General features: G+C 68.3%; 17 protein-coding genes, 1 rRNA gene, 1 pseudogene and 1 riboswitch. Of the genes and pseudogenes, 14 read left to right on the plus strand and 5 right to left on the minus strand.

Annotated features, from left to right (window positions below):
- The first annotated feature begins 161 nt into the window (after positions 1 to 161).
- The 11 genes and pseudogenes from rrf (at position 162) to ACFVKT_RS06445 (ending at position 10,667) form a co-directional block, all read left to right on the plus strand.
- Positions 162 to 278 (plus strand): 5S ribosomal RNA (gene rrf / locus ACFVKT_RS06395).
- A gap of 151 nt (positions 279 to 429) precedes the next feature.
- Positions 430 to 1,038 (plus strand): CDP-alcohol phosphatidyltransferase family protein, encoded by a 609-nt coding sequence (locus tag ACFVKT_RS06400; RefSeq protein WP_266824528.1) that lies wholly within the window; start codon positions 430 to 432, stop codon positions 1,036 to 1,038.
- A 114-nt stretch (positions 1,039 to 1,152) separates the two neighbouring features.
- A complete protein-coding gene (locus tag ACFVKT_RS06405) occupies positions 1,153 to 3,648 on the plus strand; it encodes a sugar phosphate nucleotidyltransferase (RefSeq protein ID WP_385728205.1) in 2,496 nt (831 codons plus the stop codon).
- A gap of 98 nt (positions 3,649 to 3,746) precedes the next feature.
- A complete protein-coding gene (locus ACFVKT_RS06410) occupies positions 3,747 to 4,652 on the plus strand; it encodes a DUF881 domain-containing protein (protein WP_385728207.1) in 906 nt (301 codons plus the stop codon).
- Complete coding sequence (locus ACFVKT_RS06415; RefSeq protein WP_003988855.1) at positions 4,649 to 4,981, plus strand: small basic family protein; 333 nt, start codon at positions 4,649 to 4,651, stop codon at positions 4,979 to 4,981. The genes ACFVKT_RS06410 and ACFVKT_RS06415 overlap by 4 nt, the downstream gene beginning before the upstream one ends.
- Before the next feature lie 5 nt (positions 4,982 to 4,986).
- Positions 4,987 to 5,853, plus strand: coding sequence for a DUF881 domain-containing protein (locus ACFVKT_RS06420; RefSeq protein ID WP_385728209.1), 867 nt, complete (start codon positions 4,987 to 4,989; stop codon positions 5,851 to 5,853).
- Between the two features lie 61 nt (positions 5,854 to 5,914).
- Positions 5,915 to 6,892, plus strand: coding sequence for an FHA domain-containing protein (locus tag ACFVKT_RS06425; protein WP_385728211.1), 978 nt, complete (start codon positions 5,915 to 5,917; stop codon positions 6,890 to 6,892).
- Between the two features lie 42 nt (positions 6,893 to 6,934).
- Positions 6,935 to 7,678: a MerR family transcriptional regulator gene (locus ACFVKT_RS06430; RefSeq protein ID WP_385728213.1), complete on the plus strand. Its 744-nt coding sequence runs from the start codon at positions 6,935 to 6,937 to the stop codon at positions 7,676 to 7,678.
- Between the two features lie 85 nt (positions 7,679 to 7,763).
- The gene (locus ACFVKT_RS06435; protein WP_006123076.1) at positions 7,764 to 8,237 is read left to right on the plus strand and encodes a bifunctional nuclease family protein; all 474 of its coding nucleotides are present in this window, start codon (positions 7,764 to 7,766) and stop codon (positions 8,235 to 8,237) included.
- 217 nt (positions 8,238 to 8,454) lie between these two features.
- Positions 8,455 to 9,096, plus strand: a complete 642-nt coding sequence (locus tag ACFVKT_RS06440) for a MerR family transcriptional regulator (RefSeq protein WP_385728215.1) — start codon at positions 8,455 to 8,457, stop codon at positions 9,094 to 9,096.
- A gap of 78 nt (positions 9,097 to 9,174) precedes the next feature.
- Positions 9,175 to 10,667, plus strand: a pseudogene (locus ACFVKT_RS06445) (DNA polymerase IV).
- Here the strand turns inward: ACFVKT_RS06445 and ACFVKT_RS06450 are convergent.
- Positions 10,589 to 10,960 (minus strand): PRC-barrel domain-containing protein, encoded by a 372-nt coding sequence (locus ACFVKT_RS06450; RefSeq protein ID WP_385728217.1) that lies wholly within the window; start codon positions 10,958 to 10,960, stop codon positions 10,589 to 10,591. The pseudogene ACFVKT_RS06445 and the gene ACFVKT_RS06450 overlap by 79 nt on opposite strands.
- A 115-nt stretch (positions 10,961 to 11,075) precedes the next feature.
- Positions 11,076 to 11,171, plus strand: a riboswitch (glycine riboswitch).
- Between the two features lie 183 nt (positions 11,172 to 11,354).
- Here ACFVKT_RS06450 and gcvP point away from each other — a divergent pair.
- Positions 11,355 to 14,240, plus strand: coding sequence for an aminomethyl-transferring glycine dehydrogenase (gcvP, locus tag ACFVKT_RS06455; RefSeq protein ID WP_385728219.1), 2,886 nt, complete (start codon positions 11,355 to 11,357; stop codon positions 14,238 to 14,240).
- A gap of 209 nt (positions 14,241 to 14,449) precedes the next feature.
- On the opposite strand, the gene ACFVKT_RS06460 is transcribed toward gcvP, so the two are convergent.
- The gene (locus tag ACFVKT_RS06460; RefSeq protein WP_384388244.1) at positions 14,450 to 14,656 is read right to left on the minus strand and encodes a DUF5999 family protein; all 207 of its coding nucleotides are present in this window, start codon (positions 14,654 to 14,656) and stop codon (positions 14,450 to 14,452) included.
- Positions 14,657 to 15,013: 357 nt separating this feature from the next.
- On the minus strand, positions 15,014 to 15,598 hold the full coding sequence (locus ACFVKT_RS06465) for a hypothetical protein (protein WP_385728221.1): 585 nt from the start codon (positions 15,596 to 15,598) through the stop codon (positions 15,014 to 15,016).
- Between the two features lie 544 nt (positions 15,599 to 16,142).
- Between ACFVKT_RS06465 and ACFVKT_RS06470 the strand changes: the two genes are divergently transcribed.
- Positions 16,143 to 17,660: a glutamate--cysteine ligase gene (locus tag ACFVKT_RS06470; protein ID WP_385728223.1), complete on the plus strand. Its 1,518-nt coding sequence runs from the start codon at positions 16,143 to 16,145 to the stop codon at positions 17,658 to 17,660.
- Between the two features lie 149 nt (positions 17,661 to 17,809).
- Here ACFVKT_RS06470 and ACFVKT_RS06475 read toward each other — a convergent pair whose 3' ends face one another.
- The gene (locus ACFVKT_RS06475; protein WP_385728225.1) at positions 17,810 to 19,573 is read right to left on the minus strand and encodes a substrate-binding and VWA domain-containing protein; all 1,764 of its coding nucleotides are present in this window, start codon (positions 19,571 to 19,573) and stop codon (positions 17,810 to 17,812) included.
- A gap of 185 nt (positions 19,574 to 19,758) precedes the next feature.
- On the opposite strand from ACFVKT_RS06475, the gene ACFVKT_RS06480 reads away from it, so the two are divergent.
- Entirely contained in the window at positions 19,759 to 20,559 is an 801-nt protein-coding gene (locus ACFVKT_RS06480) for a CPBP family intramembrane glutamic endopeptidase (RefSeq protein ID WP_385728227.1), read from the plus strand.
- Between the two features lie 71 nt (positions 20,560 to 20,630).
- Here ACFVKT_RS06480 and ACFVKT_RS06485 read toward each other — a convergent pair whose 3' ends face one another.
- Complete coding sequence (locus tag ACFVKT_RS06485; protein ID WP_385728229.1) at positions 20,631 to 21,449, minus strand: PhzF family phenazine biosynthesis protein; 819 nt, start codon at positions 21,447 to 21,449, stop codon at positions 20,631 to 20,633.
- Between the last annotated feature and the right edge of the window lie 16 nt (positions 21,450 to 21,465).

Genomic DNA, 21,465 nt, shown 5'->3' on the forward strand with positions numbered 1-21,465 from the left:
GGTTGATAGGCCGGATCTGGAAGGCGGGTAACCGCTGGAGGTGACCGGTACTAATAGGCCGAGGGCTTGTCCTCAGTTGCTCGCGTCCACTGTGTTGGTTCTGAAACCACGAACAACCGTCGTAGCCATGCCACGGCTCCGGTTGACAAGTTTCATAGTGTTTCGGTGGTCATAGCGTGAGGGAAACGCCCGGTTACATTCCGAACCCGGAAGCTAAGCCTCACAGCGCCGATGGTACTGCAGGGGGGACCCTGTGGGAGAGTAGGACGCCGCCGAACTATCTTTAGAGCTCCGGCTCCTGGACTTATCGTCCAGGAGCCGGAGCTTTTTTGTTTTCTGATGGCGCCCCCACCCCTCCGCACAACAGGGTGAGCGCTGCGGGTAGGGTCAGGGGGCATCATTGGCTCATTTCCCACAGGAGGCCCCCGGGTGGAGGTCCAGGAGACCCGCGTCCAGACAGACCGGGTCCTCACCATCCCGAACATCCTCAGCATGGCGCGCCTCGTTGGCGTGCCCGTCTTCCTGTGGCTGATTCTCTGGCCCGAGTTCGGCGGCCCCAAGAGCGACGGATGGGCACTCCTGGTGCTCATGCTCAGCGGTATCAGTGACTATCTGGACGGGAAGCTCGCCCGTCGCTGGAACCAGATCAGCAGCCTTGGCCGGCTGCTCGATCCAGCGGCCGACCGGCTCTACATTCTGTCCACCCTCGTGGGCCTCACCTGGCGAGAGATTCTCCCGCTCTGGTTGACCGCTGTCCTCCTGGCGCGCGAGCTGGTCCTGTTGGTGATGGTGGGCATCCTCAGGCGCCACGGCTATCCGCCGCCACAGGTGAACTTCCTGGGGAAGGCGGCGACCTTCAACTTGATGTACGCCTTCCCGTTGTTGCTGCTCAGTGACGCAAGCGGGTGGATCGCGTCACTAGGTGCTATTTTCGGATGGGCGTTCGCCGGATGGGGTACAACCCTGTACTGGTGGGCAGGAGTCCTCTATGTGGTTCAGGTCCGCCGCCTTGTCAGGGCGGACGCCACGACCGATTGAGCTCGCCCATTGCGTGGCTGTAGTGGCTCGATGGCCCGCGGACGAAAAGTGCGGGACAATTTGGACGGGTGAAGTCGGCTAGACCGTCGTCTCTTCAAGGAGGACGCTTCCGACATGAAGGCCGTCGTGATGGCCGGAGGCGAAGGCACACGCCTTCGTCCGATGACCTCAAGCATGCCCAAGCCGCTCCTGCCTGTGGCCAACCGCCCGATCATGGAGCACGTGCTACGGCTGCTCAAAAGGCATGGGCTCAACGAGACCGTCGTAACTGTTCAGTTCTTGGCTTCTCTCGTCAAGAACTACTTCGGTGACGGCGAGGAGCTCGGTATGGAGCTCACCTATGCCAATGAGGAGAAGCCACTCGGTACTGCCGGGAGTGTCAAGAACGCCGAGGAAGCGTTGAAAGACGACACCTTCCTCGTGATCTCCGGCGATGCCCTGACCGACTTCGACCTCACGGATCTCATCAATTTCCACAAAGAGAAGGGCGCGCTGGTCACCGTCTGTCTGACGCGTGTACCGAATCCCCTTGAATTCGGCATCACCATCGTCGATGAAGAGGGCAAGGTCGAACGCTTTCTGGAGAAGCCGACCTGGGGCCAGGTTTTCTCCGACACGGTGAACACCGGCATCTACGTCATGGAACCGGAGGTCTTCGACTACGTCGAGGCCGATGTCTCCGTCGACTGGTCAGGAGATGTCTTTCCCCAGCTGATGAAGGAAGGCAAGCCTGTCTACGGCTATATCGCCGAGGGCTACTGGGAGGATGTCGGTACCCACGAAAGCTATGTGAAGGCGCAGGCCGACGTCCTGGAGGGCAAGGTCGACGTCGAAATCGACGGCTTCGAGATCTCGCCGGGCGTATGGGTGGCAGAGGGTGCCGAGGTGAGCCCCGATGCCGTACTGCGCGGGCCTCTCTACATTGGCGACTACGCCAAGGTGGAGGCGGACGCCGAGATTCGTGAGCACACCGTCATTGGCTCCAACGTCGTCGTCAAGACGGGGGCCTTCCTGCACAGGGCCGTCGTGCACGACAACGTGTACATCGGGCAGCACAGCAATCTGCGCGGCTGCGTGATCGGCAAGAACACCGACATCATGCGGGCCGCCCGGATCGAGGACGGCGCCGTCATCGGCGATGAATGTCTCGTCGGTGAAGAATCGATCATTCAGGGAAACGTCCGCGTCTACCCGTTCAAGACCATCGAGGCCGGCGCGTTCGTCAACACGTCGGTGATCTGGGAGTCGCGGGGCCAGGCGCATCTCTTCGGCGCTCGTGGAGTGTCCGGGATTCTGAATGTGGAGATCACCCCGGAACTCGCCGTGCGCCTCGCGGGTGCGTACGCGACAACGCTCAAGAAGGGCTCCACGGTCACGACGGCGCGCGACCACTCCAGAGGTGCTCGTGCCCTGAAGCGGGCGGTCATCTCGGCGCTGCAGGCCAGCGCCATCGACGTACGCGATCTGGAGAACGTACCGCTGCCGGTGGCCCGGCAGCAGACGGCCAGGGGCAGTGCGGGCGGGATCATGATCCGTACGACGCCCGGTGTGCCGGACTCCGTCGACATCATGTTCTTCGACGGACAGGGTGCGGATCTGTCGCAGGCGAGTCAGCGGAAGCTGGACCGGGTGTTCGCGCGGCAGGAGTACCGTCGTGCGTTCCCCGGTGAGATCGGGGATCTGCACTTCCCGGCCAGTGTCTTCGACTCGTACACGGGGTCCTTGCTCCGGAATGTCGACACGACGGGGATCACCGAGTCGGGGCTCAAGGTCGTCGTGGACGCGTCGAACGGTAGCGCGGGACTCGTGCTGCCCAGCCTGCTCGGCAAGCTCGGGGTCGACTCGCTCGTCATCAATCCTGGTCTGGACGAGTCCAGGCCGACTGAGACGGCCGATGCGCGGCGGTCCGGGCTTGTGCGGCTCGGTGAGATCGTGGCGTCCGCGCGGGCGGCGTTCGGAGTGCGATTCGACCCGGTCGGTGAGCGGCTTTCGCTCGTCGACGAGAAGGGGCGGATCGTCGAGGACGACCGGGCTCTCCTTGTGATGCTCGACCTGGTGGCTGCTGAGCGGCGCAGCGGGCGGGTGGCGCTTCCCGTGACCACAACGCGGATTGCCGAGCAGGTGGCCGCGTACCACGGCACGCAGGTGGACTGGACGACTACCTCCCCGGACGATCTGACGCGGGTCGGACGTGAGGACTCGACGATTTTCGGTGGCGACGGGCGCGGTGGTTTCATCATCCCGGAGTTCAGCGGTGTCTTCGACGGCGCGGCGGCGTTCGTACGCCTCATCGGGCTGGTGGCGCGGACACAGCTCACGCTGAGCCAGATCGATGCGCGGATTCCGCGGGCGCATGTCCTCAAACGCGATCTCGCTACTCCCTGGGCCGTAAAGGGACTTGTCATGCGGCGGGTCGTGGAGGAGGCCGGTGACCGGTTCGTGGACACCACCGATGGCGTACGGGTCGTGGAGACGGACGGGCGCTGGGTGATGGTGCTCCCGGATCCCGCCGAGGCGGTGACGCATCTGTGGGCCGAGGGGCCCGACGATGCCTCCGCGGAGGCGCTGCTCGATGAGTGGGCGGCGGTCGTGGACAGCGCCGGTCGCTGAAACGCCTGGCACGCGCGCGTGCCGGACAAGTGCCCCCAAGGGGGCCTGTCCGGCACGCCGGTGGGGCCATTCGGAGGTAGCGCCCGCGACGTGCGACGATGTGCGGCATGCCGCAGCAGCCCCCCGTTCGGAGCAGTCCTATGCGCCCCGCGCGCCCGGACGCCTCCATGTCGCTGCTCACCAATGTGATGGACCACAGCCTTGACGACGGATACGCCGAGGCGGCTGCCCGGAAGCAGGCCGAGGGTGCCGGCGGTATGCCGAGGACGGTGCGGGCGAAGCTCGGTCTGGCGGCCGGTCTGGTCCTCGCGGGCCTGGTGGTGACCCTCGGAGCGGCGAACGCGCGGATCGCGGCCCCGGTCATCGCCAAGGAACGCCAGGAACTCATCGACCGTATCGAGCGCGAGACCGCCGCTGCCGACAAACTCGAAGGGAATGTCGACACTCTGCGGGCCGATGTGAGTGCGCGGCAGCGTGCGGCGCTGAATGCAGACGGGGGCAGCGAGCAGGCCGACCTGGTGGGCATTCTGTCGGGCGCCACCGAGGTGCACGGCCCGGGCGTGAAACTCGTCGTCGACGACGCCAAGGAAGCAAGTCAGGACGGCAACGGTGATCCGCGGGAGACCTCCGGGTTCTCCGACACCGGTCGCGTGCGCGACCGTGACATGCAGCGGGTCGTCAACGGGCTGTGGGAGTCGGGCGCAGAGGCCATCTCGATCAACGGCCAGCGGCTGACCGCGCTGTCGGCGATCCGGGCCGCGGGCGAGGCGATACTGGTCGACAACAGGCCGTTGGTGCCGCCGTACACGGTGCTCGCGGTGGGGGACGGCCAGCGGCTCAGCACCAGGTTCCAGAACAGTGCCGACGGGCTGTATCTGCATGCCCTGCAGGAGAACTACGGCATCCGGACCAGCATTTCAGTCGACGACGACATCCGGCTGACCGCCGCACCGAGTGTGATCGTACGTACAGCACAGCCGAGCACAGAGAAGGGCACATCGTGATCGCCGTACTGGGCCTCGTCGTGGGAGTCGTGGCCGGATTGTTGGTCCGGCCCGAGGTTCCGGCAGTCGTCGAGCCTTACCTCCCGATCGCCGTCGTGGCGGCACTCGACGCCGTGTTCGGAGGCCTGCGCGCGATGCTCGACGGCATCTTCGACGACAAGGTCTTCGTGGTGTCGTTCCTCTCGAACGTGGTCGTGGCCGCGCTGATCGTATTCCTGGGCGACAAGTTGGGTGTGGGCGCCCAACTCTCCACGGGTGTCGTGGTCGTCCTCGGTATCCGCATCTTCTCCAACGCCGCGGCGATCCGTCGTCACGTGTTCCGGGCGTGAGGCCGATGAGCAACGACGACGAGGCATCGACGACTCCCGGCACCCCGGAGAATCGTCTGCGCAAGGAACTTCCCGAAGCGGTTCGGGCCGCGGCTCCCGCGCCACCGGAGCGGGAGCCGGAGGAGCCGCAAGTGGGCGCCGCCGGGCCGGCGCTGACCGGCCGTCAGCGACTGGTACAGGGCCTGTGGCCGCCGCGGGTGTCCCGTGCGCAACTCATCGTCGCGCTGCTGCTGTTCGGCCTCGGTTTCGGTCTGGCCGTCCAGGTGGCGTCCAACAGCGACAGCGGCAGCGCCCTGCGCGGCGCACGTCAGGAAGATCTCGTACGCATCCTCGATGAACTGGACAGCCGTACACAGCGTCTTGAAGACGAGAAGCAGGGTCTCGAAGATCAGCGCACCGAGTTGGAGAACAGTTCGGACCAGGCCGAGGAGGCACGCAAGCAGACTGTCGAGAGGGAGAAGCAACTCGGCATTCTTGCGGGCACCGTGGCCGCGCAGGGACCCGGCATCACCCTGACGATCAACGACACCAAAGGGACGGTCGAGGCGGACATGCTGCTCGACGCCATCCAGGAGCTCCGCGCGGCCGGTGCGGAGGCGATCCAGGTGAACGGTGTACGGGTCGTCGCCAGCACCTATCTGACGGATTCCGACAAGGGCGTGAGCGTGGACGGGAACAAGATCACCCAGCCCTACCGTTTCAAGGTCATCGGCAAGTCGCAGGATCTGGAGCCGGCGCTCAACATCCCCGGAGGGGTGGTGCAGACACTGGAGAAGGAGCAGGCCATCGTCACGGTCGAGCCTTCGACGAAGATCGTCGTGGACGCCTTGCGACCGGCGAAGCAGCCTGACTACGCTCGGTCGTCCGAGTGAAGAGGGGCTGCATGAGGGGTGCCCGGCCAGGGCATGAGGTTGCGGGGGGTCGGCGCACCGAATGGGTGGTGCGTGGTGGAAACTGTCAGGTGGATACGGACGTTGTGAGGATGTCCGGGTCGACCGGTGTGTTCAATCAGGGTTCGTCCTGCCCCACGGGCGGGTCTGTTTCGGTCAAGGGGAATCGCCCGTGAAGTTGTTTGCGAAGTTGTTCGGCAAGAGCGCACGAGGAGAGGGCGGCGACAACGCCACTGCCCGGCACCGTGCACCACGCCATGGAGATGCCGAGGACCAGAGTGGCGAACGTCCACTGTTCCGGGACGAGGTCGGTGGTCCTGGCAGTGACATTTCCGGTGGTCAGGGCGCGCCGTCTGTTGACCCTGCCCAGTCCGGCCGCATAGGTTTCGGGGAACCGTCAGCCTCAAGTACGGGTGGAGGGTTCGCCGCCGACCCGTACGCTTCCCATGCCCCTGGAGGGCAGCCGCGGCAGGAGGATCCGTCCATGTCGGCCCTGGTGTGTACGAGGTGCGGTAACCGCAACGCGGAAAACAGCCGTTTCTGCTCCAACTGCGGTGCGCCGCTGCGGGGCGGGGTGACCGCGGAGCGTCCGTCCGAGACGACGTCCACGATCTCCATTTCGGGCCTCGAGGCCTACGACGCCGAGGTGACGGGCCAGACGCTCTCGCCGGCGCTCTCCCCGGAGGCGCAGGCGGCTGTCGACGCGCTGCCGCTCGGCTCGGCGCTCCTGGTGGTGCGCCGCGGTCCGAACTCGGGCAGCCGTTTCCTGCTGGACGGTGAGCTGACCACGGCCGGGCGTCACCCGCAGAGCGACATCTTCCTGGACGACGTGACCGTGTCACGCCGCCACGTGGAGTTCCGCCGCGTCGCCGACGGCTCGTTCACGGTGTCGGACGTCGGCAGCCTCAACGGCACCTATGTCAACAGGGAGCGGATCGACTCGGTCTCGCTGTCGAACGGCGACGAGGTGCAGATCGGCAAGTACCGGCTGGTCTTCTACGCGAGCCAGCGGGGCATCTGACCCTCCCCCGGGCTCCGTCCGGGGGGACCCTCAGGAAGGTCCATGCTTCGATCACCGAGCGGCGGTGCCGGCCACGGTACCGCCGCCACGGACAGCGGACTGATGAGCATCGGCACGGTGCTCAACGTGCTGCGCGACGAGTTCCCCGAAGTCACGATCTCCAAGATCAGGTTCCTGGAGTCGGAGGGGCTCATCGAGCCGCAGCGGACCCCTTCGGGGTATCGCAAGTTCAGCGCCAACGACGTCGAGCGCCTCGGTCACGTCCTGAGGATGCAGCGGGACCACTATCTGCCGCTGAAGGTCATCCGTGAGTATCTGGACGCCCTGGAGCGCGGTGAGGCGGTGCGGCTGCCGACTGTGGGGCGTCAGCGCGACTCGGGCGAGGGCGAGCTGTTCACCGACCCCGACGCGCCCACGGCAGCCCGGGTCGGCCGCGCGGAGCTGCTTGCCGCTGCCGAGATCGGCGAGCCGGAACTCGAGGAGTGGGAGTCGTACGGCCTCATCGTGCCTCTCTCGGACGGGGCGTACGACGCCGAAGCGGTGACCGTCGCCGCGCTCGTCGTCGAGCTGGGCCGGTTCGGGATCGAGCCGCGACACCTGCGCGCGATGAAAGCCGCGGCAGAGCGTGATGCGGGTCTGGTCGATCAGGTGGTGGCCCCGCTGCGGCGGCATCGCAATCCGCAGACGAGGGCGCACGCGGAGGCGCGTACGAAGGAGCTGGCGGGGCTCACGGTGAAGCTGCACGCGGCGCTGGTGCAGACCGCGCTCGGCGTGCGGCTGCCCTGACCCCGGGCGCTTCGCGGGTGTCGGATCGCCCACCCGTTCCGTGCCCGACTACCCAAACGTCCCGGGCACGGCCTAGGGTTGCTGTGTGAACGAGCTCGATGTCGTAGGTGTCCGGGTCGAAATGCCCTCCAACCAACCGATCGTGCTTCTGCGTGAAGTGGGAGGCGATCGTTACCTCCCCATCTGGATCGGACCGGGGGAGGCGACGGCGATCGCCTTCGCCCAGCAAGGCATGGCCCCGGCGCGACCGCTGACCCACGACCTGTTCAAGGACGTGCTGGAAGCCGTCGGTCAGGAGCTCACCGAAGTGCGCATCACGGACCTGCGTGAGGGCGTCTTCTATGCGGAACTGGTGTTCGCCAGCGGGGTCGAGGTAAGTGCGAGGCCTTCCGACGCCATAGCGCTGGCCCTGCGCACCGGGACGCCGATCTACGGCAGTGACGGGGTGCTCGACGACGCCGGGATCGCGATCCCGGACGAGCAGGAGGACGAAGTGGAGAAGTTCCGCGAGTTCCTCGACCAGATCTCGCCCGAGGACTTCGGCACCAACAGCCAGTGAGGACACGGGCCTCGGAGAGCTCCGGGCGGCAATTGCCAGCGGCCAGTGTGGTGTGCCGCGGCTCGCTCGGAGAGCATTCGGCTAGCCTTTCCCCGCGGTGGGGCACGGGAAACCACTCCTAGGGTGATTATCACTCGGCGTGCCGAGTGTGGCGATCGTTGACGCACCCCTGGTGACTGCCTACCGTCGAGAAGGCAGGTCAAGGACGGAGGTCGGCGTGAGAAGCAGCGGCGACGGTACGGCTGGGGGTGCTCCCGGACGCGGTCTGGGGGAGAGCGGTCCGTACCCGCTTCATGGCAACACGGCCGATCACGTTTTGCGGCGGCCGACAGCAGTGCCCGGTGAAGGTGAGGGTGAGGCGGTTTCCGAGGAGATCGGCTACCGCGGTCCCACGGCGTGCGCTGCCGCGGGCATCACCTATCGGCAACTGGACTACTGGGCGAGGACCGGACTGGTCGAGCCGAGCGTGCGGTCCGCCTACGGGTCGGGGACGCAGCGGCTGTACAGCTTCAGGGACGTGGTCGTCCTGAAGATCGTCAAGCGATTCCTCGACACCGGGGTGTCGCTGCAGAACATCCGCACCACGGTCCAGCACCTCAGGGAGCGCGGTTTCCGGGATCTGGAGCGGATGACGCTGATGAGCGACGGCGCCACGGTCTACGAGTGCACGTCCCCCGACGAGGTCCACGCGCTGCTCCAGGGCGGCCAGGGGGTCTTCGGGATCGCCGTGGGTGTGGTGTGGCGGGATGTCGAGGGCGCGCTCTCGCAGCTGCACGGGGAGCGCGTGGACACCGGCGAGACGCTGGTGCGGAACAACCCCGCCGACGAGCTGGCGCGAAGGCGCAATCGCGCGGTCTGAGGATCTGTGGAGCGGAAGAGGCTGATGGTGCCCCGGCTTGCCGGGGCATTGTCAGTGGCGTAGGGCAGCATCGGAGATGTGAGAACCGCGCCCACGATCCTGCATCTCGACATGGATGCCTTCTTCGCCTCGGCGGAGCAGGCGTCCAAGCCGAGCCTGCGCGGGAAAGCGGTCGTCGTGGGCGGGCTCGGACCACGTGGAGTCGTCTCCACCTGCTCGTACGAGGCGCGGGTCTTCGGGGTGCACTCCGCGATGCCCATGGCCCAGGCACGCCGGCTCGCGCCGAACGCCGCGTATCTGGTGCCGCGCTTCGGGATCTACCGGGAGGTCAGCGAGCAGGTGATGGGGCTGCTGGGGGCTCTGTCGCCGCTGGTGGAGCCGTTGAGCCTGGACGAGGCGTTCGTCGATCTGGAGGCAGGGGGAGCGGCCTGGGACGAGGCGTCGGCGCGGCTGACCGGGGTGAAGCTGCGTGCGGAAATCCGGGCCGTCACCGGTCTCACCGGATCGGTGGGGCTCGCTGCGTCCAAGATGCTCGCGAAGATCGCCTCGGAGCAGGCAAAGCCCGACGGTCTGGTGCTGATAGAGCCGGGGACCGAGCGTGCGCTGCTGGGGCCCATGCCGGTGCGGACACTGCCGGGCGTGGGGCCGGCGACGGGTGACCATCTGCGACGGGCCGGGATAACCACCGTCGAGGAGCTCGCCGAGGCGGGCGAGGACGAGCTCGTACGGCTGCTGGGGAAGTCCCACGGGCACGCGCTGTACGCGATGGCGCTGGCGCACGACGACCGGCCCGTGGTGGCCGAGCGGGAGACCAAGTCGGTGTCCGTCGAGGATACGTACGACGTGGACATCCATGACCGGGTGCGAGTCGGTCTTGAGGTGCAGCGGCTCGCCGACCGGTGTGTGCAGCGGTTGCGTGGAGCCGGGCTGTCGGGGCGCACCATCGTGCTGAAGGTGCGCAGGTACGACTTCTCGACGCTGACCCGGTCCGAGACGCTGCGGGGGCCCACGGACGACTCCGGGGTGGTGCGGGAGGCGGCTGCGCGGCTCCTGGAGTCGGTGGACACGACCGGTGGCGTACGGCTGCTCGGTGTTGGTGTCTCCGGTCTTGCCGACTACACGCAGGAGGATCTGTTCGCACAGGCGCAGGCCGCCGCGGGGGAGCTGGCGGCGCAGGAGCACACGGAGGAGGAGGTGGCGCAGGAGTCCGCGGAGGAGCATGTGCCGCCGGCTGAGCGGCGGTGGCCCGCGGGGCACGATGTGCGGCACGCCGAGTTCGGGCACGGGTGGGTGCAGGGCAGCGGGCTCGGGCGGGTCACGGTTCGGTTCGAGACGCCGTACTCCGGGCCCGGGCGGGTGCGGACGTTCCGGACCGACGATCCGGAGCTGGAGCCGGCGGAGCCGTTGCCGTTGGTGGCAGGGAGCGTCGGTCATCACCGTGAAGGTTGAGCCGCGGGCATTGCTTTGGGGCGGGGCGGGGCGGGTCGCGGCTTCAGGCCTCGTCCGGGCCCGCCAGGCGGCCGAAGTCGCGGTCCGGTAGGGGAGGCGGGGATGCCAGGTCGAGGCCGTAGTGGTGGTAGAGCTGGAGTTCCTGTTCGGGGGAGAGGTGGCGGCCGACGCCGAAGTCGGGCGCGTCCTTGATCAGCGCTCGCTCGAAGGGGATGCGCAGAGTGCCTTCGACGAGTTCGCTGGGCTCCAGGGGCACGAAGGCGTCCCTGCTGAACAGTCCCGTGCGTATGGCCGCCCACTCCGGGATCCCGGTCGCGTCGTCGAGGTAGACCTCGTCGATCGTGCCGATCTTGGCGCCGTTGCGGTCGAATGCCTTGCGGCCGATCAAGTTGCGCGGATCGATGTCGGTCTGCACGGTGCCCTCCATTTGGTCGCAACTCATCCGTAAGCACTACAAAAGAGCAGATTCAGGAAGGTGGCCACTCGAAGGCTCGGGAGTTGTCCTCGCTGGTAGGCTGGCAAACGGCTGCTGACCCTGTGCGGGAGAGTCCTCCGGACACCACCGGAGGCGCCGAAGGAGCAAATCCTCCCCGGAATCTCTCAGGCCCACGTACCGCACGGACGAGGTCACTCTGGAAAGCAGAGCGGGTGCCGACGACGGCTCCCGCTCTCACCGACGGTGAAAGTCGGGTCGCAGCGGGCGGGCGGGCCGGTGAAACTCTCAGGTTGAGATGACAGAGGGGGAGGCCGTCGGGGTACCCGTGCCGGGGTGCCCCTCGAAGGTCGCGTCAGACCAGGAGGCCTCCGCAATGACCGCCCCTCGCATTCCGCTCTCCGAGCTCGAACAGGGAATCCCCTTCGAGCAGCGCCATATCGGCCCCGACACCGAAGCCCGGGCCAAGATGCTCGCGCAGGTCGGATACGGCTCGCTCGACGAGCTCACCGCCACCGCGGTGCCGGACGTGATCAAGAACGCCGAGGCGCTGGAGCTGCCGGGCGCGCGCACCGAGGCCGAGGTACTGGCCGAACTGCGCTCCCTCGCGGACCGCAATCAGGTACTCGACTCGATGATCGGGCTCGGCTACTACGGGACCTTCACTCCGCCGGTGATCCTTCGGAACGTCATGGAGAGCCCGGCCTGGTACACGGCGTACACGCCGTATCAGCCGGAGATCTCGCAGGGCCGCCTCGAAGCGCTGCTGAACTTCCAGACCGTCGTCGCCGAGCTGACCGGGCTGCCGACGTCCGGCGCCTCGCTGCTCGACGAGAGCACCGCGGCCGCCGAGGCGATGGCGCTGTCCCGGCGCATGGGCAAGAACAAGAAGGGTCTCTTCCTGGTCGACGCGGACGCGCTGCCGCAGACCGTCGCGGTCATCCGGACCCGCGCCGAGCCGACCGGCGTCGAGGTCGTCATCGCCGACCTGGGCGAGGGCATCCCCGCCGAGATCGCCGGGCGTGAGATCAACGGCGTGCTGATCCAGTACCCGGGCGCCTCTGGTGCCGTACGCGACATCAAGCCGCTCGTCGAGCAGGCGCACGAGCTGGGAGCGGTCGTCACCGTCGCCGCCGATCTGCTCGCCCTGACCCTGCTGACCTCGCCGGGTGAGCTGGGCGCGGACATCGCGGTCGGTACGACGCAGCGGTTCGGGGTGCCGATGGCCTTCGGTGGTCCGCACGCCGGGTACATGGCGGTGCGCGAGAAGTTCGCGCGCAGCCTGCCGGGCCGGCTGGTGGGGGTGTCCGTCGACGCGGACGGACACAAGGCGTACCGCCTGGCCCTGCAGACGCGGGAGCAGCACATCCGTCGCGAGAAGGCGACGAGCAACATCTGCACGGCTCAGGTGCTGCTCGCGGTGATGGCCGGCATGTACGCCGTCTATCACGGTCCGGAGGGGCTGAAGACGATTGCGCGGCGCACGCACCGCTACGCGACGATCCTCGCCGAGGGGCTGAAGGCGGGCGGAGTCGAGGTCGTACACGGCGCCTACTTCGACACGCTGACCGTGCGCGTCCAGGGCCGGGCCGCCGAGGTCGTGGCGGGCGCGCGCGACCAGGGGGTCAACCTGCACCTGGTCGACGCCGACCTGGTGTCGATCTCGTGCGACGAGACCACCACGCGCAGGCAACTGGCCGCTGTGTGGAGCGCGTTCGGTGTCGAGGGTGATGTCGAGGCGCTGGACTCGACCGCCGAGGACACGCTTCCGGCCGCACTGCTGCGCACCGACGAGTATCTCGCGCACCCGGTGTTCCACTCGTACCGCTCCGAGACGGCGATGCTGCGCTACCTGCGCAAGCTCTCCGACCGTGACTACGCGCTGGACCGAGGCATGATCCCGCTCGGCTCCTGCACGATGAAGCTCAACGCGACGACCGAGATGGAGCCGGTCACCTGGCCCGAGTTCGGGCAGTTGCACCCCTTCGCGCCCGCCGAGCAGGCGCAGGGCTACCTCACGCTCATCCATGAGCTGGAGGAGCGGCTCGCCGAGGTCACCGGGTACGACAAGGTGTCGCTGCAGCCCAACGCCGGTTCGCAGGGCGAGCTGGCCGGGCTGCTCGCCGTACGCGGATACCACCGTGCGAACGGCGACGAGCAGCGGACCGTGTGCCTGATCCCGTCCTCCGCCCACGGCACGAACGCGGCGAGCGCCGTGATGGCCGGCATGAAGGTCGTCGTCGTGAAGACGGCGGACGACGGGGAGATCGATGTCGAGGATCTGCGGGCCAAGATCGAGCAGTACCGCGACGAGCTGTCCGTGCTGATGATCACGTACCCCTCGACGCATGGCGTCTTCGAGGAGCACGTCGCCGACATCTGCGCCCAGGTGCACGAGGCGGGCGGCCAGGTGTACGTGGACGGCGCCAACCTGAACGCCCTTGTGGGGCTTGCCAAGCCGGGGCACTTCGGCGGTGACGTCTCGCACCTCAACCTGCACAAGACCTTCTGCATCCCGCACGGCGGCGGCGGTCCGGGCGTCGGTCCGGTCGGGGTGCGCGCGCACCTGGCGCCGTACCTGCCCAACCACCCCTTGCAGCCGGCGGCCGGTCCCGAGACCGGTGTCGGCCCGATCTCGGCCGCTCCCTGGGGTTCCGCGGGCATCCTGCCGATCTCGTGGGCGTACGTCCGGCTCATGGGCGGCGAGGGGCTGAAGCGGGCCACGCAGGTGGCCGTGCTCTCCGCGAACTACATCGCCAAGCGCCTTGAGCCGCACTACCCGGTCCTCTACACCGGTCCCGGCGGGCTCGTCGCGCACGAGTGCATCATCGATCTGCGGCCGCTGACCAAGGCGACCGGTGTGAGTGTCGACGACATCGCCAAGCGCCTGATCGACTACGGGTTCCACGCGCCGACGATGTCCTTCCCGGTGGCCGGCACGCTGATGATCGAGCCGACCGAGTCCGAGGACCTGGTCGAGCTCGACCGGTTCTGCGAGGCGATGATCGCCATCCGCGCGGAGGTCGAGAAGGTCGGCTCGGGCGAGTGGGCGGCGGACGACAACCCGCTGCGCAACGCTCCCCACACCGCCGCCTCGCTCGGCGGGGAGTGGGAGCACGGCTACAGCCGTGAGGAGGCCGTCTTCCCGGCCGGTGTCTCGGTCGCGGACAAGTACTGGCCGCCGGTGCGCCGGATCGACCAGGCGTACGGCGACCGGAACCTGGTCTGCTCCTGCCCGCCGCTGGACGCCTACGAGGACTGACCTGGTCTGCGGTCGGGGACTGGATGCCTACCGGGACTGATCAGCGCTGACACCTGAACGCTTGCTGGGACTGATCAGCGCTGGCGACCTGGACGGCTACGGGGAGTAATCACCCTCGGATGCGCGTCGGGGCCGGTTCGGAGAATGCGTCTCCGGGCCGGCCCCTCTATGTTCTGGGTGGCTCTGCCGCAGCCGCCCGGTGGTGCGGTTCAGGCCGCCGTCATCACGTGCTCGCTGCCCAGCGGGCGGTGCGGGGCGATGATCTGGCCGTCCGGCAGGAGCTCACCGGTGTCCTCGAAGAGCAGAACGCCGTTGCACAGCAGGCTCCACCCCTGCTCCGGGTGGTGCGCCACGAGACGGGCGGACTCCCGGTCGGCGGATTCGGCTGTCGGACACGGCGTCTTGTGCTGGCACATTGGTGGGATCTTTCGCTGGGTTGAGAGGTGAGTGATGGCTGTGGTGTCTGTCCCGCGGCTCGATGTGGTCATGGCCGCCCCCCGTTGCTGTGTGGTTTGGAACCCAGTGTTGCCCTACGGGCGTCAATCCGCAGGGATTTAGCGGCAGCACTCCTCACAGGTTGATGACGCATCACCCGTGCGGACGGTTCATTCCAACTGTGCCGTCTTTTCGGGTGGTTCGCGGTGGCCGAATAGGGCTAGTCCGGTCGGGAGCGGGCTGCGTTTTCCCTCGTACGAGCGGTATGGGGCCCGAACGAGCGACGTGCCCCGCTGCCGAGGGAACGGTGGCGGGGCACGGAAGCCGGCGTGCGGGTGCTACGCGGGGGAGCTGAGCAGAGGTGCGGGAGTGAGCCGGTGGGTGAGGACCGGCAGGAGCTCGGCGACGCGGTGCGGGCGGTGTGCCGCGATGCCGGGTGGGGCCGGTGCCAGCGGGACCAGGATGTCGGTGGCGGCGGGGTGGCCGTCGGCGCCGTCCGCGGTGGTGTTGCCGTGCAGCCAGAGCGTGAGCATGTACAGCTCCGGCACGGAGAGGAGACGTGCCTGGTAGGGCTGTTTCATGGCCTCGGCCTGACGCAGCGCGCGTTCGGTGGCGGCGATGTACGGGCCCTCGAAGAAGCGTGAGAAGGCCCAGCCGTCGGGGGTCAGCATGGTGTCGGCCGCCGCGACCATGCGGTCGCCGCAGCGGATCAGGAAGCGCCACCCGGTGAGCCGGGTGGCGGACGCGCCCGCGGGGGCGATGCGGTCCAGGATGTGTACGGGCAGCGGGAGTTCGGGTGTGACGGGTCCCTGAGCCATACGCAGGGACGGCGTACGGGCCTCCCGGACGGCGGTGGGGGAACCGAGTGCCGTGAGGACGGAGCGCAGGGCCGGCGCGGGAGCCGGGGGTAGGTGCAGCGGCATGATGGGTCGCCTCTCGTTCGACAGGCAAGGTGGCGCGAGGGAGGGGGCGGACGGCGTTGTCAGCTCTCGGGGCCGAAGGGGCGAGGGATCTGGATCCGCCGACAATGTGTCGCCTGCCGCGTGGCACCTGGACAGCAGGACCTAGGACCGCGAGCGCCAACTCTCTGCCTCGTTCGCGGAGTTTATACGAGCCGTGTTCACGCGGTGTTTCGTCTAGTCGTCCCACATATGAAGGGCAAGGCACTATTCGGTCGCCGAAACGAGAGGTTTATCCTGGTTCTGTGCGAAAGCGCGGCGATGACCTCGGAATGCTTCGTCGGAGCGGTCGGCCGATTCTCGTCGGCGTTTTTCACGAGATCGCCTCGGAACGAAACCGGGCGCTGGTTCATGCCTGGTGAATGTGCCTGTGGGTACTCGAGTCCAGAGTAGCGGGCAGCGGGTGCCTCCAGGACGTTATCGATCGCGTTGCCTGGGCATTATCCCCGGTGACCCGGGACGCCAGAGGCCGGAGTAACGGCCTGCCCATCCGAGGAAGGACGCTTCGATGGGAGAGAAGGTCGAGGCAGGGCTGTTCGACCTGTCCGATCGCCGGCACTACCGCGACAAGCTCCGGCAGTGTCTGACGGGGCTGGCGCGGTTGCTGGCGGAGGAGCGGTTCGATCGCCCGAAGAACCTCATGGGCCTGGAGATCGAGCTGAATCTCGCAGGGACCGACGGCACGCCCAGAATGATGAACGCGCAGGTACTGGAAAGGATTGCGAGCCGCGATTTCCAAACAGAACTCGCCATGTTCAACCTGGAAGTCAACATAGCCCCACACAGATTGGGCGGCCGGGTATTCGACCAGCTCGCCGAGGAGCTGCGTACCTCCCTCGCATACGCCCACAGGAAGGCGAAGGAAGTCGACGCCGGAATCGTGATGATCGGCATTCTGCCGACACTCGCCCAGGACGACCTGGTCTCCTCGAACCTGTCGGACGTCGACCGCTACACCTTGCTCAACGACCAGATCGTCGCCGCCCGCGGCGAGGATTTCACGCTCGACATCGAGGGAGTGGAACGCCTCGTCTGTACGTCGAAGTCCATCGCGCCCGAAGCCGCCTGCACCTCCGTGCAGTTGCACCTCCAGGTCACCCCGGGGCGGTTCGCCGATGTGTGGAACGCCGCGCAGGCGGTCGCCGCGGCCCAGGTCGCGGTCGGTGCCAACTCGCCCTTCCTCTTCGGTCACGAGCTGTGGAGCGAGTCGCGGCCCCCGCTGTTCCAGCAGTCCACCGACACCCGGCCGCCCGAGTTGCAGGCCCAGGGAGTGCGGCCGCGCACCTGGTTCGGGGAACGGTGGATCTCGTCCGCCTACGACCTCTTCGAGGAGAACCTGCGCTTCTTCCCGCCGCTGCTGCCCATCGGCGACCAGGAGGACCCGCTGGGTGTCCTCGACGCCGGGGGCATCCCCAAGCTCGCCGAACTCGTGCTGCACAACGGCACGGTGTACCGCTGGAACCGGCCTGTGTACGGCGTCGCCGAGGGCGTCCCGCATCTGCGCGTCGAGAACCGCGTGCTGCCGGCCGGTCCCACCGTCACCGACGTCATCGCCAACGCCGCCTTCTACTACGGGCTCGTCCGCGCCCTCGCCGAGGAGCCGCGGCCCGTGTGGACGCGGCTGCCCTTCGCCTCGGCGGCCGCCAACTTCGACGCCGCCTGCCGCCATGGCATCGACGCGCGCCTGGAGTGGCCCGGGCGCGGCCGGTACGGCGGGACGCACGAGGTCGAGGCCGTCGCCCTGGTACGGGACGAGCTGCTGCCGCTCGCCGCCGCGGGACTGGACGCGTGGGGGATCGAGCCCGCCGACCGGGACCTCTACCTGGGCGTCATCGAGGAGCGCTGCCGGCTGCGGGTCAACGGAGCGAGCTGGCAGGCCGCGACCTTCCACCGGGCGCTGGAGAAGGGGCTGGCGCGGGATGTCGCGCTGGCCGCGACCACGCGGCGCTACGGCGAGCTGATGCATCTCGGGGAACCCGTGCACACCTGGCCGGTGGGCTTGCCGGAGCCGGCTTCGTTGAGCTGAGAAGTGGGGGCTTGGAGTGGCGGTGGGCGTCAACTACGGCTGTCCGTCTCCGTGATCGCCTTTTCGTGAGCTGAGAGGCAGGGTTCCGGAGTGGCGGTGGGTGCCTGCTGCCCGTCTCCAAAGCGGAGGTCCTGGAGTGGCCGTGGGCGTCAGCCTTGGCTGCCCGCCGCCACGATCGCCTTGAGGATCACCGAGTGGATCTGCGACGGGTCGTTGACCTGGTGGCCGGAGCCGCCGGTCGCCTGGGCGATCTCCTCGACCTCCGCCTGGTCGGCGTCCGGGCCCACCGCGATCGCGATCAGCAGCACCGGGCGCTCCGGGGTGGTGAGCTCCTGCAGCCTGGTGACGAGGGCCGAGCGCGAAATGCTTCCGGGGTCCTGGTTGACGCCGTCGGTCAGCAGGACCAGCGCGTTGAACTTCTCCTCCTCGTAGGAGGACGTGGCCGCCTCGTACGCGGCGAGCGTCGTGTCGTACAGGCCGGTCGCCCCGCCGGGGACGGGCTCCAGGGCGCTGAACGCGGCCGACAGCCTGTCCCGCTGGGTGCCGTCGCCCACGGCGCCGCCGAGCCGTTCGGTCGGCACGACCAGCTGGTAGTCGCGGTTGCCGTCGAGACGGGTGGAGAACCTCCACAGCCCGATCTCGTCCTCCGGAGTGAAGGTGGCGAGCGCCTGCAACAGCGACGCTTTGGTGACATCCATCCGGGACTGGTCGGTGCCCGGCACCGGCTCGGTCATGGAGGCGGAGGCATCGACGACCGTGGTGATCCGGGCGCTCTGCACGGTGATCGTCCACATGCCGAGGGCTTCCTCGATCGCCTTCGTCGAGGCCGGTTCGGCCGCGGCGCGGGCGAAAGGCTGTGGGGCGCGACCGCCCGCCGCGGTGACCAGTGCGGCCGAGGGGTTCTCGTCGTCGGTGCGGAAGCCGTGCCTCTCCAGGACCTTCTGGGGTTCCGGCTCGCCGAGCAGCGCCATGAACCGCAGCGCCGCGCGACTCTCGTCGGTGCTCAGCCGCACCTCGTCTACCAGCGTGAACGGGTAGTCGAGCTGCGGCGATCCGTCCTTGGGGTAGAAGAGGTCGAGGCTGTCGGGACTGTCGTCCGAGGAGTTGTGGGCGAAGGCCGCCTGTTCGGAGAGGATCAGCGCCTGGTTCCGCTTCGGGTTGCCCTGCTCGGTGCCTGAGGAGTCGCGGGGGAGCGTGTCCAGGACCTGGCTGTCGCTGTCGGAGGTGCGCTGCGAGAGTGCCTCGGCCATGGCGGCCGCCTGGGTGTCGCCGCCCTCGGTCTGTCCCGCCGCGGTGCTCAGCTGCGTCAGTGCGAGCAGGCCTGTCGCGCTGCGAGCCGGGTCGGCGGCCCCGAGCTTGAGGCGGTCGCTCGTCATCGTGGCGCCGGCCAACTCGGTCCAGGTGTACGTCTTCTGGGGCCACCCCAGCGACTTGGCGGCCGTCGGGACCATCGCGACGCCGACCGGAGACGACGCGACGTTGCCCACATCGCTCACCTGGGTCGCGTCGTTGTCCCCGGTGACGCGCTGCACCCACAGGTTCGAGTCGGGCACCCACGCCTGGACGTCGGACTTCTTGCCGGTCAGCAGCGCGTCGGCGACCTTGTACGACTCGCGGGCGGTCACGCCGACGTCGAGGCAGCGGCCGTCGGAGGTGATGTCGCGCTCACGGGCGTAGTCCGCCGTAGCCGTGAGAGCGGGTGCCAGGTCCGGCGATACGGCGATGTCGACGTGCACCGCGTCGTCCTGGCAGGAGGAGCCGAAGGAGAGCAGGCCACCGCGCGCCGCGGCCGCCGTGCCCCCCGCCACCGTGAGTACGAGCGCCGTCGCGATGGCCACTGTGCGACGGCGCGCGCGTGGTCGGGGGTCGGCGGTGCCCGCCCCGTACTCGTCGGGCAAGCTGTGACGTCCCATGAAGGTGGTGCCTCCCTGTTGAGCCTTGAGCCGTGAAACGGTCGCAAGGCAGGTAAAAGGGGAGGTACGCCCCGTACGGCGCCCGTCCCCCCGACGGCCAGTCGCGCACGATCTTCGTAACTTCTTTCGAGACCCTAGCGGGGGGAAGATGGGGATGAGGCGGGATTACTCAACTGGAGGCGGGAGTGCAGGTGGAGGCAGGGGCGGTGGCCGATTCTTTTCCGACGAAGGGGCTGACGCGACGAATTTTCCGGGACGAGACGCTGCTCGTCCTGGGACTCTCGCTCGGTGCGAGCGGGGTTTCCGCGCTGATCAGCTTTGTCGGGTCGGCCACCAAGCCAGGGGGGCTCAAGGACCAGGCGGCCACCCTCAACGCCTCGGCCGCGCCCGGGCGTCCCTGGCTTGATCTGGCCTGGCAGCTCTTCGGAATCGCGTCGGCGCTGGTGCCGGTCGCGCTCGTCGCACACTTCCTGTTGCGCGAGCGCGAGGGGCTGCGCGTGATCGGCTTCGACCGCTCGCGCCCCTGGCCGGACCTCGGGCGCGGGGCCGTGATCGCGGCGGGGATCGGCAGCACGGGCATCGCCTTCTATCTGGCGGCCCGGGGGTTCGGCGCCAACCTCACGGTGGTGCCCGAAGCACTGCCGGACGTGTGGTGGAAGTACCCCGTGCTGATCATGTCCGCGATCCAGAACGCGGTCCTCGAAGAGGTGATCGTCGTCGGGTATCTGCTGCGCCGCCTGGGCCAGTTGGGCTGGACGCCGGTCACCGCGCTGGTGGCGAGCGCGGTGCTGCGTGGTTCGTACCACCTTTACCAGGGCATCGGCGGCTTCGTCGGCAACATGGCGATGGGCGTGGTCTTCGTCTACCTGTACCGGCGCTGGGGCCGCGTCGGGCCGCTGGTCGTGGCGCACTCATTGCTCGACATCGGGGCCTTCGTGGGCTACGCGCTGCTGGCGGGGAAGGTGGGCTGGCTGCCCACGGCATGACCCCGCACTGAAGGGCGCGCGCGGAGATGTTGGAGGGGCGTACGGCATTCTCGTACGCCCCTTCTGCTCTGTTACGCGAGCAGCTCGCCGTCGATGACCGTGACCGCGCGGCCGGTGAGGAGCGTGCGGTCGCCGCGCAGTTCGGTGCGGACGAGGCCGGAGCGGGCGGAGGCTTGCAGGCCGGTGAGGTCGGGGCTGCCGAGGCGCTCGGACCAGTAGGGCGCGAGGGCTGTGTGGGCGCTGCCGGTGACCGGGTCCTCGTCGATGCCGAGGTTCGGGAAGAAGCCGCGGGACACGAAGTCGTAGCCCTGGGAGGGGTCTTCGGCTCGGGCCGTCGCGATGATGCCGCGTACCGAGTACCGCGCGAGGGCCTTGTGGTCAGGGGTGAGGCCGCGGACCGTCTTCTCGTCGGCGACCTCGATGACCAGGTCGCCGATGTTCGGGCCGGTGTCGAAGACCGCGAGCGGCTCGGCGCCCAGGGCTTCGGCGACGCCGTCCGGGATCTCGACCGGGGTGAGCGGCGCGGTGGGGAAGTCCAGCGTGATGGAACCGTCCTCGTGGGGCGTGGCGATGAGGACGCCGCTGAGGGTGGCGAACCGTACGGGTCCCTCGTGGGCACCCGTGGTGTGCAGCACGTGGGCGGTCGCCAGCGTCGCGTGCCCGCACATCGCGACCTCGGCGACGGGTGTGAACCAGCGCAGCGCCCAGTCGGCGTCGGCGCCCTCGGGGAGGCGGTGGGTGAACGCCGTTTCGGCGTGGTTGACCTCCCGCGCCACGTTCTGGAGCCAGGTGTCTTCCGGGAAGGACGGGGCCGGGTCGAGGAGGAGGACCCCGGCCGGGTTGCCGGCGAAGGGGCGGTCGGTGAACGCGTCGACGATTCGAATCCGCATGGGAGCGACGCTAACC

This window comes from Streptomyces sp. NPDC127595 (assembly GCF_042671685.1).
Classification (GTDB): Bacteria; Actinomycetota; Actinomycetes; order Streptomycetales; family Streptomycetaceae; genus Streptomyces.

Bases quoted from the DNA above. Each gene is read 5' to 3' on its own strand.
- ACFVKT_RS06405 (WP_385728205.1), top strand. From the start codon at position 1,153: ATGAAGGCCGTCGTGATGGCCGGAGGCGAAGGCACACGCCTTCGTCCG.
- ACFVKT_RS06410 (WP_385728207.1), top strand. From the start codon at position 3,747: ATGTGCGGCATGCCGCAGCAGCCCCCCGTTCGGAGCAGTCCTATGCGC.
- ACFVKT_RS06420 (WP_385728209.1), top strand. From the start codon at position 4,987: ATGAGCAACGACGACGAGGCATCGACGACTCCCGGCACCCCGGAGAAT.
- ACFVKT_RS06425 (WP_385728211.1), top strand. From the start codon at position 5,915: ATGGGTGGTGCGTGGTGGAAACTGTCAGGTGGATACGGACGTTGTGAG.
- ACFVKT_RS06430 (WP_385728213.1), top strand. From the start codon at position 6,935: ATGCTTCGATCACCGAGCGGCGGTGCCGGCCACGGTACCGCCGCCACG.
- gcvP (WP_385728219.1), top strand. From the start codon at position 11,355: ATGACCGCCCCTCGCATTCCGCTCTCCGAGCTCGAACAGGGAATCCCC.
- ACFVKT_RS06460 (WP_384388244.1), bottom strand. From the start codon at position 14,656: ATGTGCCAGCACAAGACGCCGTGTCCGACAGCCGAATCCGCCGACCGG.
- ACFVKT_RS06465 (WP_385728221.1), bottom strand. From the start codon at position 15,598: ATGCCGCTGCACCTACCCCCGGCTCCCGCGCCGGCCCTGCGCTCCGTC.
- ACFVKT_RS06470 (WP_385728223.1), top strand. From the start codon at position 16,143: ATGGGAGAGAAGGTCGAGGCAGGGCTGTTCGACCTGTCCGATCGCCGG.
- ACFVKT_RS06475 (WP_385728225.1), bottom strand. From the start codon at position 19,573: ATGGGACGTCACAGCTTGCCCGACGAGTACGGGGCGGGCACCGCCGAC.
- ACFVKT_RS06485 (WP_385728229.1), bottom strand. From the start codon at position 21,449: ATGCGGATTCGAATCGTCGACGCGTTCACCGACCGCCCCTTCGCCGGC.